The following is an 11,981-nucleotide window of genomic DNA, read 5'->3' as shown; positions in this document are numbered from 1 at the left end:
TTTCTGTGGAAAAAATTACACTACTTTCCTAAGCTGGTATGATCCATATCAAGTCCAAAAGGTTTTTTCTAAACCCATACTACGGGCACCCTAATAGTTTTTTACTATATTTTTCTTAATAGTAGCTATATTTTAACAATAAGTAAAGAATTCGGCTGCAAAAATAATAAACTTGCATTATTGCAATATATTTTTTTGGCAAAAGTCTTACGTTTCAACAAGAATTTGGCAATATTGTCTAGAAGTTTAATTTAAATTTTGGTATAATTTATAATATTAAAATAATTATAGACATCTGAGGGGGAGAACACATGAAATTGTATATTTCTGTTGACATGGAAGGAATCACCGGTCTTATTGACCATACTCAGGTCGATTCGTCAAAACATAATTATGACCGGAGCCGTCTCATAATGACTGAAGAGGCCAACCATGTCATCACAGCTGCATTTGAAAATGGATGTTCGGAAGTTGTTGTCAATGACAGCCACTCGAAAATGAACAATCTTCTTATTGAAAAACTCCATCCGGAAACACAGCTTATTACCGGGGACGTAAAACCATTTTCTATGGTTCAGGGGCTTGATGACAGTTTTTCCGGTGCAATTTTTGTCGGATATCATGCTCGTGCTTCGATGAAAGGAGTCATGACGCACTCCATGATCTTTGGAGTCCGCCATATGTATATTAATGATGTTGCAATAGGAGAATTAGGATTCAATGCTTATGTTGCCGGTTATTACGGAGTGCCGGTCATTATGGTTGCCGGTGATGACCAGACCGCTTTAGAAGCAGAAAGGCTCATACCGAATGTGACAACTGCTGTAGTAAAGGAAGCTATTTCGCGTTCATCGGCAAAATCTTTAACTCCGGCGAAGGCTGGGCAGCTTCTCAAGGAAAAAACTGTTCTTGCTCTGCAAAACAGAGAATCTGTCAAACCGCTTACGCCGCCGGACAATCCGCTTCTCAGAATCGAATTTGCAAACTATGGACAGGCTGAGTGGGCAAATTTAATGCCGGGAACAGAAATTGAACCGGGAACAACGATTGTCCGCTACCAGGCAAAAAATATTCTCGAGGCTTATCAAGCAATGCTTGTTATGACTGAATTAGCAATGAGAACCACATATTGTTAGGAAGTGGAAATTAAATGAATACATACATTGTAAAACGTCTCATCGCAATGATAGTCACATTGTGGCTAATTATTACATTGACATTTTTCCTGATGCATTCCATTCCAGGTTCGCCTTTTAACGATGAGCGAAATACAAACGAAACTGTCCAGAAAAATTTAGAAGCTCACTATCATTTGGATGAACCGCTTTTTATCCAATATTTGATTTACTTAAAATCAGTTGCAACCTTTGATTTCGGACCATCAATAAAAAATTCATCACAAACAGTGAATGAGCTGTTGGGACGCGGTTTTCCTGTTTCATTTGAATTGGGAATGTACACTTTAATCGTCGCGACTATATCCGGAATTTTACTCGGAGTCATCGCTGCCCTGCGCCATAACGGAATCATCGATTATTTAGCAATGACCATTGCCGTTATAGGCATATCGATTCCAAACTTTGTTATGGCTACACTGTTAATCCAGGAAGTGGCGGTTAATTGGAAGATTTTACCTGTAGCTACTTGGGCGAGCTGGAAGCATATGATTTTACCGGTGCTGGCTCTTGCAACCGGGCCGATGGCAATTATTGCCCGCCTAACCAGGTCGAGCATGCTTGAAGTGCTTACACAGGATTACATAAAGACTGCAAAAGCAAAGGGGCTTTCTCCTGCAAAAATTATTTTCAAACATGCCTTAAAAAATGCACTTCTTCCGGTTGTTACAGTGCTTGGTTCATTAGCTGCCAGTATTTTGACCGGTACGTTCGTCATTGAAAAAATATTTGCAATTCCGGGAATGGGAAAATATTTTGTAGAAAGCATTAATACTCGTGATTACCCAGTCATCATGGGGACGACCGTTTTTTACAGTACGATTTTGATTATCATGCTGTTTCTCGTCGATATAGCGTACGGCATATTAGATCCTCGCATCAAACTTTATAAAAAGGAGGGTAATTAGTGGCATTGCAAAAACCTCAAAGACCCAATATTGCAGACAACATTCCAGATGAGTGGTTTGTACCCAAGAAAAAAGACCTCTCCGAAGCGGAATTGGTGGTCAGACCCAGCCTTTCTTACTGGCAAGATGCATGGCGTCGGCTTTTAAAAAATAAACTTGCGATGCTCGGGTTGTGCTTTCTTATGATTTTAACGTTTATGGCGATCTTTGGACCTTCCCTTTCCCCGCATCATGTAAGTGAACAGTCACTGACGAAGCAAAATTTGCCGCCTTCCAGTGAATATTGGTTTGGAACCGATGAATTGGGCCGTGATGTGTTTGCCCGGACTTGGCACGGGGCACGGGTTTCCTTGTTTGTCGGGGTTGTTGCCGCACTGATTGATTTTATCGTCGGTGTCGTTTACGGAGGTATAGCAGGCTATAAAGGCGGAAAAGTTGATCATGTAATGATGCGTATTGTCGAAATTTTATACGGGCTGCCATATTTGCTCGTAGTCATTTTAATCAGTGTTGTAATGGGACCGGGTTTATTTACGATTATTTTTGCATTGTCTGTCACAGGATGGGTTGGAATGGCAAGGATTGTCAGGGGACAAGTCCTTCAAATCAAGAATTACGAATTTGTTCTAGCCTCCAAAACATTTGGCACGAAAACGCCGCGGATTATCCTTAAGAATTTGCTGCCAAATACTATGGGTCCGATTATCGTGCAAATGACACTTACGGTTCCATCCGCGATTTTTGCAGAAGCGTTCTTAAGCTTCTTAGGATTAGGGATTCAGCCGCCATATGCCAGCTGGGGCTCAATGGCTAGCGATGCACTTTCGGTCATACTCTCAGGCCATTGGTGGCGCCTGTTCTTCCCGGCATTTTTCATTTCATTAACAATGTTTTCGTTTAACGTTTTAGGAGACGGCTTGCAGGACGCGCTTGACCCAAGGTTAAGGAGGTAATCAGCATGGAAAAAATACTCGAAGTCAAGGACCTCCACGTGACATTTCAAACTTATGGAGGAGAAGTAAAAGCTGTTCGTGGAGTTACCTTTGATTTATACAAAGGTGAAACACTTGCGATTGTCGGAGAGTCCGGCTGCGGAAAAAGCGTTACTTCCCAAAGTATTATGCGTCTGATTCCAAATCCGCCCGGAAAAATTACTAATGGCCAGATCCTATTTAAAGGACGCGATTTAACAAAATTAAAGGAACCGGAAATGCGTAAAATCCGCGGATCCGATATCTCGATGATCTTCCAGGATCCGATGACAGCGTTAAATCCGACATTAACAATCGGTGACCAGATGATAGAAGGTATTCTTCAGCACCAACATGTGACGAAAGAAGAGGCAAAGAAAAAAGCGCTTGAGATGATGGATTTAGTAGGCATACCTAGCCCTGAATTCCGTTTTAAGCAGTACCCTCATCAATTTAGCGGTGGAATGAGGCAAAGGATTGTCATTGCGATGGCACTTGTTTGCCAGCCGGAAGTGCTGATAGCAGATGAACCGACTACGGCTCTTGATGTAACCATTCAGGCGCAAATCCTTGAATTGTTTAAAGATATTCAAAAGAAAATCGGCGTATCCATCATTTTGATCACACACGACCTTGGTGTTGTTGCTCAGGTTGCAGACCGGATTGCTGTCATGTATGCTGGAAAAATTGTGGAATCGGGGTCGCGAAGAGAAATCTTTTATAATCCGCAGCATCCGTATACAAGAGGTTTGTTAAACTCTGTACCTCGTTTAGATGTAGATGGAGCGGAACTTGTGCCGATTAATGGATCACCGCCTGATTTGTTTTCTCCGCCTGTCGGCTGTTCATTTGCCGCACGCTGTGAATTTGCAATGGAAGTGTGCGACAAAGTTTATCCTTTTCGTACATTTTTAAGCCAGGAGCACCATGTTGATTGCTGGCTCCAAGATGAAAGGGCGCAAAAGCTTTTTTTAACAAAAACATAAAAAGGTATCTGCCGGCTGCATCTTATACCAGCCGGTTTATATAGATACAAGAATTTTTTGAAAAAGAGGGGGAAAAGAGATGAAAAAACTATTTAGTTTGCTGCTTGCAGCAATGCTTGTGTTAGTTCTTGCAGCCTGTACGGCAAACGAGAACGCAGGAAAGGAACCAGCTGATAAGAACAATAGCGGGGACAAGCAATCTTCAGGTGAAAAAGTTCTCTACTGGAACAATGGCCAAGAGCCGACTTCATTTGACCCGCCAATGGGGTTTGACTCAGTTTCATATAATGCTCTGAATAACTTAATGGAAGGCTTAACACGTTTGAATGCTGATCATAAACCGGAACCAGCAACAGCTGAAAAATGGGATGTTTCAAAAGATGGAAAAACCTATACATTCCATATTCGCGAAAATGCAAAATGGTCAAATGGCGATCCAGTCACTGCGAAAGATTTCGAGTTTGCCTGGAAACGTTTGCTTGATCCAAAAACAGGGTCAGCTGCTGCTTTCCTAGGGTATTTTATCGAAGGTGCAGAAGCTTTTAACACCGGAAAAGGTTCTGCCGATGATGTCAAAGTTAAAGCAATTGATGATAAAACGCTGCAAGTTACTCTGACAAGCCCGCAGGCTTACTTTTTAAGTGTAATAACGAATCCAGCATTCTTCCCAATTAACGAAAAAGTCGCAAAGAAAAACCCTAAATGGTTCGCCGAAGCGGACACGTTTGTCGGAAACGGACCGTTCACACTGTCTGAGTGGGTGCATGACAGCCATTTCGTGATGAAAAAGAACCCATATTATTGGGATAAAGATACGGTAAAATTAGATAAAGTAAAATGGGCTGAAGTCAGTGATCCAAATACAGAATATCAAATGTTTCAAAATGGAGAGCTCGATACTTCCGATGTTCCGGCTGATTTGAGCGATAAGCTGTTTGCAGAAGGAAAAGCGAAGGTTGAAGACCAAGCAGGAACCTATTTCTATCGCTTTAATGTAACGAAAGAACCATTCCAAAACAAAAATATCCGTAAAGCTTTCGCATTGGCAGTTGATCAAAAGCAAATTGTCGATTATGTAACGAAAAATAAAGAAAAGCCTGCCTACGGTTTCGTATCTTACGGATTTAAAGATCCTTCCGGCAACGATTTCCGTGAAAAGAACGGCGATCTCTTGAAAACAAATATTAAAGAAGCAAAAGCGCTTTTGAAAAAAGGAATGGAAGAAGAAGGATACAAAAAGCTTCCACCGATTACTTTAACTTACAGCACAGATGAAACTCACAAAAAAATTGCTGAAGCACTACAACAGATGTGGAAAGAAAATCTTGGTGTTGATGTAAAACTTGCGAACATGGAATGGAATGTTTTTGTTGAAGACCAAAAAGCTTTGAAGTTACAGTTGTCCCGCAGTTCGTTCTTAGCTGACTATCCAGACCCGATTAACTTCCTCGAAAACTTCCAGACAGGACATACGATGAACCGTACAGGCTGGAGCAATGCTGAGTACGATAAACTGATTCAAGAAGCGAAAAAAGAATCAGATGAAACAAAACGCTTTGACTTGATGTATAAAGCAGAAAAGATCTTACTTGATGAAGCACCGATTTTCGGAGTCCATTTTTATAACCATGTGTACCTTCAGAATGATAAAGTCACAGGCGTCGTCCGCCACCCTGTAGGATACTTAGAATTAAAATGGGCTGACAAGAAGTAAGTACCTTGAGAAGGGGGTGTTCGTTTGAACATCCCTTTTATCTCATTTTTACTGAACTTCCAAAAAGACAAAGGGAGGCTCAAATAAATGCCAATCAAACCACAACGCCTTCAAAAAGGAGATACAGTCGGTATCATTGCACCGGCTAGTCCTCCTAATCTTGAAAATTTACAGCGCTCTATCCGTTTTCTAGAAATTGAATTGGGGTTGAAAGTTAAACTTGGCCGTCATCTTAAAAGGGAATACGGGTATCTGGCAGGAAAAGATGACGAAAGGTTAGAAGATTTACATAATATGTTTCTCGACAAGGATGTTAAAGCGATTTTATGTGCGTGCGGGGGCTATGGAACAGCCCGGATCGCCTCAGCTATAAACTATGAAATTATAAAAAGCAATCCAAAAATCTTCTGGGGTTACAGCGATATAACATTTTTACATACTGCCATTCACAAACAAACGGAGCTCATTACATTCCACGGGCCGATGCTTGCGACCGATATTGGAAAAGAAGATGCCGACCCGATTTCCAAACAGTTTTTTAAACAACTATTTGAACCGCAGGAGATTACGTATACCGAACAATTTTCTCCGTTAGAAGTTCTCGTTGAAGGGGAAGCGAACGGACCTCTCGTTGGAGGTAATTTATCGCTTTTAACGAGCACGCTCGGCACGCTGTATGAAATTGATACAAGAGGGAAACTGCTGCTTATAGAAGATATCAATGAAGAGCCTCGCTCTGTTGACCGTATGCTGAATCAGCTTTATATGGCCGGAAAACTTAACGATGCTGCTGGAATCATAGTTGGTGATTTCCACAACTGTGAACCGAAAAGAGATAAAACCTTTGTCCTTGATGAAGTCATTAAGCACTATATCCAATTTGCAGGCAAACCGGCAATCAAAGGATTTAAGATAGGCCATTGCACACCACATATTGCAGTTCCACTTGGATCAACAGCAAAGTTAAGCTCCGTTAAAAAACAATTAATTGTTGAAAGCGGAATTCAATGAACTTGTAAAACTATTTATGAATAGCACATGATTGAAACTATCTTTTAAACAGAATTGGAGGCGGATCCTACGTGATTATTAAAGAAATAGAGACATACCGGATTGCTGTTCCGCTTAAAAAGCCATTTAAAACGGCTTTACGCACTGTTGAAACCGCAGAATCAATTATTGTGAAAATATCATGCGATAACGGAATAATCGGTTGGGGAGAAGCGCCGCCGACTTATGTCATCACCGGGGAAGGACTCGCAAGCATTGAATCAGCGATCCAGCACGTCTTAAAACCTTTTTTGCTTAAGAAAAATCTACTTAACTATGAAGCAATTTTTCAGGAATTTAACACGATTCTAGTAGGCAACACAAGTGCAAAAGCAGCGGTTGATATGGCTCTGTTTGATTGTCTTGCACAGCATAGCCGTTTGCCGCTCTACCAATATCTTGGAGGACATAAAGATGTAATCGAAACCGATTTTACCGTTAGTGTCAATGATCCGAAAGAAATGGGGGAAGACGCCGCAGCATTTGTCTCACAAGGGTTCAATGTCTTAAAGATTAAGGTCGGAAAAGAAGATTATGTAAAAGATATCGAACGGATCCGCGAAATTCGAAACCGTGTCGGCAGCCAGATTAAAATTCGCCTTGATGCCAACCAAGGCTGGAAGCCGAAAGATGCTATCCGCGCTATTCGAAAGATGGAAGATGAGGGGCTTGATATTGAGTTAGTTGAACAGCCTGTAAAAGCAGCAGATATTGAGGGACTCAAGCAAGTAACAGATTCTGTTGATACTTTAATAATGGCTGATGAAAGTGTGTTTACTCCTAAGCAAGCGTTTGAGGTCATTAAAACAAGAAGTGCGGATTTGATCAATATTAAGCTTATGAAGTCAGGCGGGATTTTTCAAGCGCAAATGATCAACAGACTTGCAGAAATAGCAGGAATGGAATGCATGGTCGGAAGCATGATCGAAACGCGGATCGGGATTACCGCTGCCGCTCATTTTGCTGCAAGCAAGAAAAATATTACCCGCTTTGATTTTGATGCACCGCTGATGCTTGCGAAAGAGATTGTTGAAGGTGGAATTAAGTACAGCGGACGGAAAATTACGTTTCCTGAAGCTCCTGGGCTCGGCATACAAAATGTACACATTGAAGGAGGGGTTAATAATGGAAATGAGTGATCAATGGCTTGTGGATGTTCCGGTTGCAACCGTATGGACGTCTTATGATTCAGCGAGGGACATTGATAAAAAGGCAATTTCCAATCCTGCGGAAATCGATGAATGGCTTGAAGGGTTAACGTACGATACCCGCCTTGGTCTGCACGATCAAAATCTCGTTCAGACGCAGGTTTTATTTGGGCAGGAAGTGCTCGTTACAAATGAAAAAGACGGTTGGGTTGAAGTTATCATCCCTGACCAGCCTTCTTCTAAGGATAATCGGGGGTATCCGGGTTGGATTCCTAAAGCCCAGCTGCAAAGAAAACATGATTGGAAAATCAATCAGGGGCCTATTGCCGTCGTAACTGCTAAAAAAGCAACCTTATTTTCTGAATCTGAAAAGCCAATGATGGAGTTAAGCTATCAAACAGTATTACCAGTTGTTCAAGAACTGGATCATTGGGTAAAAGTGGAAACGCCATCAGGTTTTGGATTGATCAGTGCGGAAAAGGTTCATATTTATCAGTCGCAGGATGAAATCCCGAAAGGAAATGGGCGTGACATAGTCTTTGCAGGAGAGGCTTTTCTTGGGCTTCCATATTTATGGGGCGGAATGAGCAGCTTTGGATATGACTGTTCCGGATTCAGCTATACTATGTGCAAAGCTAATGGGTATACAATTCCGCGTGATGCTAGTGATCAGGCTCAAGCGGGCAAACCAGTGGAACTCGAAAAGATTGAACCGGGAGACTTGCTGTTTTTTGCCTATGAAGAAGGCAAAGGAAGAATCCATCATGTTGGAATTTATTACGGAAATGGAAAAATGCTTCATTCACCAAAAACAGGAAAATCGGTTGAGATTATTCCGCTTCAAGGAACGATCTATGAAAAAGAATTATGTACAGCACGTCGCTACTGGCAAGATACGGAGGAATAATTCATGGAAAAACAAGTACTATTAGAAGTGAATAATTTAAAGAAGCACTTTTTTCTTGGAAAAGGAGAGATATTAAAGGCGGTTGACGGGATAACGTTTAAAATCTACAAGGGAGAAACATTTGGAATCGTTGGTGAATCAGGATGCGGCAAGTCCACTGCAGGCAGGACAATCATCGGTTTATACGACCGGACCGAGGGAGAAGTTCTTTTCAAAGGAAAAAACGTTCACCAATTAACGGAAAAAGAAAAATTTGCCTTCAGACGGCAAATGCAGATGATTTTTCAAGACCCGTACGCATCGTTAAATCCGCGTTCTACTGTTAGGGAAATCATTTCCGAACCGATGGAAGTTCATGGTATATACAAAAACAAAAAGGAGCAGTTAGAAAGGGTCTATCAATTACTGGAAGATGTTGGATTGAATCGTGACCATGCAAATCGGTATCCGCATGAATTCAGCGGCGGACAACGGCAGCGAATTGGGATTGCACGTGCCCTGGCACTTGACCCTGAATTTATTATTGCGGATGAACCAATATCTGCTCTGGATGTTTCTGTTCAGGCGCAGGTTGTCAATCTTTTGAAACGGCTGCAAAAAGAAAAGGGTTTAACATATTTATTCATTGCACATGATCTTTCGATGGTAAAACAAATCAGCGACAGAATTGGTGTTATGTATTTAGGGCACCTTGTTGAACTGACTGCAAGCAGTCAGCTGTACAAAAATCCGCTTCATCCATATACACAGGCACTCTTGTCAGCTATTCCAATTCCTGACCCTGATATTGAGGACAAGAGAGAACGCATTATTTTAAAAGGGGAACTGCCAAGCCCAGTGAACCCTCCAAGCGGCTGTGTGTTTCGAACCCGCTGCCAACATGCCATGGATGTGTGCGCAAGACAAAAACCATCCTGGATTGAAGTCGACTCCAATCATTACGTCGCTTGCCATTTATACGACCGAAAGCTAACGGGTGTTCATAATGCAAGTCAAGCCACTGTTTTAAAATAAATTGATAGTAAAAAGGAGTACCGTCCTATTGATTAAAAGGCGGTACTCCTTTACATATATGGGCCACTATTGAAGCAATTGATTCCAATTGGTTGTCATCCAAATCAAACGCTATTTTGATTTTGTTTTCAAGATTTTCGGTAATCCGTCTTTTCCCAACTTCCACTAAAGCAATAAGAGCATAACTGCAATTTACAAACTTGGCAAATTCACGCTGTGTCATATTATAGCTTTCTCTCAAAAATTTAATGACTTCTTTATTCATTAAATCCCCTCCTCGTAGAAAAAGCCAGAATTGCAAACTACAATAAAGTTAACACTCTAAAGGGCGTTTTGTCAAAGCGGGAATAGGTTAAGGAAATTTGAAACCTTTCATGATTTTATTCGTTATATATATTGTACATTCAAATTAAACACAAATTTAGAACTTTATTAGGAGGTTTACTATGTCTATCTTTAAAAGATTCAGAGATCTTACTTTAGCTAACATTTATGCTCTTATTGAAAAGGCTGAAGACCCAATAAAAATGACGGATCAATATTTACGTGATATGCAGGAGGATTTAGAAGAAGCAGAAAGAGCTGTAGCTGCCCAAATCGCATTAGAGAAAAAATTTAAACAACTTTATGAAGAACAAGAGGCGCTTGTGAAAAAGAGGGAGGAGCAGGCACATATTGCTGCACAAGCAAAAAATATTGATTTAGCGCGCCGAGCATTAGAAGAGAAGAAAATTGCCGAGCAGAAAATGCTGGAATATAAAACAAGCTATGAACAAAATAAGCTTGCTGCAGATAATCTCCGTGAAAAATTAGTGGAAATGAGAAAACAAATTACCCAATTAAAAAATAAGAGAGAAACTCTAGTTGCTCGTGTGAATGCTGCTAAAGCTCAAAAAAATATCAATAAAGCAATGAGTGGATTCGATTCAAATACTGCCCTCGCTGGTTTAAAACGAATGGAAGAAAAAGCTCTTCAGTTAGAAGCAGAGGCAGAGGCCAGTGGAGAAGTGTATAAAAAACAAAAATCCTTAGATGAGGAATTTGAACAGCTTAATAGGGATAAGGAAGTGGAGGAGGAATTAGCTGAACTCTTGAAAAAATACGAGGAGTAAGCAATTTGAATGCACCTCTCTTTTTGAAAAGATCATTTGGATTGAGGTGAACGGTTAATGCATTTGATGAATGTAATCGCTATGTTCGTATGGACTGGGGCAGGGGCTCTGCTCCTGTTCGTACTTATGTGGATTGATTCACTTTTTACAAAGTACAAAGATTTGGCCGAAATTAAAAATGGGAACACAGCCGTTGCCACAAGATTTATCTTAAAGATGTTTGCTCAAGGATATATTCTTTCTCAATCGATCGCAAAATCAAATGACCTTTGGCAAGCGTTATTAGTATCGGTCATTTCGTTTGTTATTTTATTTATTTTAGAAAAGCTTGTTGAATGGTTCTTAAAGAAAACAGCCGGTCTGCACCTTGAAGAAGAGACTCATCTTGGAAAAGTATCTGCTGCTCTTTTTTCAGGTTCCTTACATGTAGTGGGTGCGTTAATTTTAGCTTCTTGTTTTTAAGGTGAAAAAGGAGGATGAAATGGATGTCCTTATTTAATCGTGTGATAAATCTATTTAAAAAAGCTGAGCCTCCCCAACCTGAAAAAAGTATTCTTACAGTTTCTCCTGGAGACATTGTAGAAGTGTCGCTTGTTACGTATGAGGTAATTGGAAGAACTCGTCATTCGCAGCGCAATTCCGTTTTTCTAACCATTCAAGATGGCAGTATGGTTCGTTTTTTACAGATAGAGGAACGAGAGAAATTGAAGTATGAAGTTTATGATCAAATTGATGGCCGTTTAGATTCTTTTGACGAAATTCCAACAACACTTGAACTAGAAGGCACTTTATATTTTTTAGAGGAACAATATGCCGGGAATGTGACAGTTACAGGAAAAACACCGTTCTCAAAGGATGGGGAAATGCATGTATGGAGGTTTCAATCAGATAATCGCAAATTAATAAGAATTGAATGGCTCGATGGACGATTGATCATGTATGAAGGAGAATCTTTGCTCCCTGCTGATGTCCAGGTCATTCGATCTAACTAGGGGG

The 11,981-nt window shown here is 40.7% G+C and carries 13 protein-coding genes and 1 riboswitch; of the genes, 12 read left to right on the top strand and 1 reads right to left on the bottom strand.

Going from position 1 to position 11,981, the window contains the following annotated elements; translation table 11 throughout:
* Positions 1-7: 7 nt before the first annotated feature.
* Positions 8-103: riboswitch (TPP riboswitch) on the bottom strand.
* Between the two features lie 208 nt (positions 104-311).
* The 9 genes from BMMGA3_RS08525 to BMMGA3_RS08485 all read left to right on the top strand — a co-directional run bounded on the left by BMMGA3_RS08525 (position 312) and on the right by BMMGA3_RS08485 (position 9,873).
* Positions 312-1,136, top strand: coding sequence for a M55 family metallopeptidase (locus BMMGA3_RS08525; RefSeq protein WP_004434351.1), 825 nt, complete (start codon positions 312-314; stop codon positions 1,134-1,136).
* A 14-nt stretch (positions 1,137-1,150) separates the two neighbouring features.
* Positions 1,151-2,083, top strand: coding sequence for an ABC transporter permease (locus BMMGA3_RS08520; protein ID WP_004434349.1), 933 nt, complete (start codon positions 1,151-1,153; stop codon positions 2,081-2,083).
* Positions 2,083-3,036 (top strand): ABC transporter permease, encoded by a 954-nt coding sequence (locus BMMGA3_RS08515; RefSeq protein ID WP_004434347.1) that lies wholly within the window; start codon positions 2,083-2,085, stop codon positions 3,034-3,036. The genes BMMGA3_RS08520 and BMMGA3_RS08515 overlap by 1 nt, the downstream gene beginning before the upstream one ends.
* A gap of 5 nt (positions 3,037-3,041) precedes the next feature.
* Positions 3,042-4,040: an ABC transporter ATP-binding protein gene (locus BMMGA3_RS08510; RefSeq protein ID WP_004434345.1), complete on the top strand. Its 999-nt coding sequence runs from the start codon at positions 3,042-3,044 to the stop codon at positions 4,038-4,040.
* 79 nt (positions 4,041-4,119) lie between these two features.
* Positions 4,120-5,754, top strand: coding sequence for a peptide ABC transporter substrate-binding protein (locus BMMGA3_RS08505; protein ID WP_004434344.1), 1,635 nt, complete (start codon positions 4,120-4,122; stop codon positions 5,752-5,754).
* A gap of 87 nt (positions 5,755-5,841) precedes the next feature.
* A complete protein-coding gene (locus BMMGA3_RS08500) occupies positions 5,842-6,765 on the top strand; it encodes a S66 peptidase family protein (protein WP_004434342.1) in 924 nt (307 codons plus the stop codon).
* A gap of 71 nt (positions 6,766-6,836) precedes the next feature.
* Positions 6,837-7,943, top strand: a complete 1,107-nt coding sequence (locus BMMGA3_RS08495; RefSeq protein WP_004434340.1) for a dipeptide epimerase — start codon at positions 6,837-6,839, stop codon at positions 7,941-7,943.
* On the top strand, positions 7,930-8,859 hold the full coding sequence (locus BMMGA3_RS08490) for a C40 family peptidase (RefSeq protein ID WP_004434336.1): 930 nt from the start codon (positions 7,930-7,932) through the stop codon (positions 8,857-8,859). Before BMMGA3_RS08495 ends, BMMGA3_RS08490 begins: the two co-directional genes overlap by 14 nt.
* 3 nt (positions 8,860-8,862) lie before the next feature.
* A complete protein-coding gene (locus BMMGA3_RS08485; RefSeq protein ID WP_004434332.1) occupies positions 8,863-9,873 on the top strand; it encodes an ABC transporter ATP-binding protein in 1,011 nt (336 codons plus the stop codon).
* 25 nt (positions 9,874-9,898) lie between these two features.
* Here BMMGA3_RS08485 and BMMGA3_RS08480 read toward each other — a convergent pair whose 3' ends face one another.
* Entirely contained in the window at positions 9,899-10,138 is a 240-nt protein-coding gene (locus BMMGA3_RS08480; RefSeq protein ID WP_004434330.1) for a helix-turn-helix domain-containing protein, read from the bottom strand.
* A gap of 181 nt (positions 10,139-10,319) precedes the next feature.
* Between BMMGA3_RS08480 and BMMGA3_RS08475 the strand changes: the two genes are divergently transcribed.
* The 3 genes from BMMGA3_RS08475 to BMMGA3_RS08465 are packed head-to-tail and all read left to right on the top strand — an operon-like array spanning position 10,320 to position 11,977.
* Positions 10,320-10,985 (top strand): PspA/IM30 family protein, encoded by a 666-nt coding sequence (locus BMMGA3_RS08475; RefSeq protein ID WP_004434327.1) that lies wholly within the window; start codon positions 10,320-10,322, stop codon positions 10,983-10,985.
* Between the two features lie 57 nt (positions 10,986-11,042).
* Entirely contained in the window at positions 11,043-11,447 is a 405-nt protein-coding gene (locus tag BMMGA3_RS08470; protein ID WP_004434324.1) for a DUF350 domain-containing protein, read from the top strand.
* A gap of 23 nt (positions 11,448-11,470) precedes the next feature.
* Positions 11,471-11,977 carry a DUF4178 domain-containing protein gene (locus BMMGA3_RS08465; RefSeq protein ID WP_038502169.1) on the top strand — a complete coding sequence of 169 codons (507 nt, stop codon included), beginning with the start codon at positions 11,471-11,473 and terminating at the stop codon, positions 11,975-11,977.
* Positions 11,978-11,981 lie beyond the last annotated feature (4 nt).

It is taken from the genome of Bacillus methanolicus MGA3, from assembly GCF_000724485.1.
In the GTDB taxonomy this organism is placed as follows: domain Bacteria; phylum Bacillota; class Bacilli; order Bacillales; family Cytobacillaceae; genus Bacillus_Z; species Bacillus_Z methanolicus_A.
This window is presented reverse-complemented; position numbering and strand designations above follow the sequence as displayed.

Excerpts from the sequence above, each read along its gene's own strand:
- BMMGA3_RS08525 (WP_004434351.1), top strand. The coding sequence starts at position 312 with ATGAAATTGTATATTTCTGTTGACATGGAAGGAATCACCGGTCTTATT.
- BMMGA3_RS08520 (WP_004434349.1), top strand. The coding sequence starts at position 1,151 with ATGAATACATACATTGTAAAACGTCTCATCGCAATGATAGTCACATTG.
- BMMGA3_RS08510 (WP_004434345.1), top strand. The coding sequence starts at position 3,042 with ATGGAAAAAATACTCGAAGTCAAGGACCTCCACGTGACATTTCAAACT.
- BMMGA3_RS08505 (WP_004434344.1), top strand. The coding sequence starts at position 4,120 with ATGAAAAAACTATTTAGTTTGCTGCTTGCAGCAATGCTTGTGTTAGTT.
- BMMGA3_RS08500 (WP_004434342.1), top strand. The coding sequence starts at position 5,842 with ATGCCAATCAAACCACAACGCCTTCAAAAAGGAGATACAGTCGGTATC.
- BMMGA3_RS08490 (WP_004434336.1), top strand. The coding sequence starts at position 7,930 with ATGGAAATGAGTGATCAATGGCTTGTGGATGTTCCGGTTGCAACCGTA.
- BMMGA3_RS08485 (WP_004434332.1), top strand. The coding sequence starts at position 8,863 with ATGGAAAAACAAGTACTATTAGAAGTGAATAATTTAAAGAAGCACTTT.
- BMMGA3_RS08480 (WP_004434330.1), bottom strand. The coding sequence starts at position 10,138 with ATGAATAAAGAAGTCATTAAATTTTTGAGAGAAAGCTATAATATGACA.
- BMMGA3_RS08475 (WP_004434327.1), top strand. The coding sequence starts at position 10,320 with ATGTCTATCTTTAAAAGATTCAGAGATCTTACTTTAGCTAACATTTAT.
- BMMGA3_RS08470 (WP_004434324.1), top strand. The coding sequence starts at position 11,043 with ATGCATTTGATGAATGTAATCGCTATGTTCGTATGGACTGGGGCAGGG.
- BMMGA3_RS08465 (WP_038502169.1), top strand. The coding sequence starts at position 11,471 with ATGTCCTTATTTAATCGTGTGATAAATCTATTTAAAAAAGCTGAGCCT.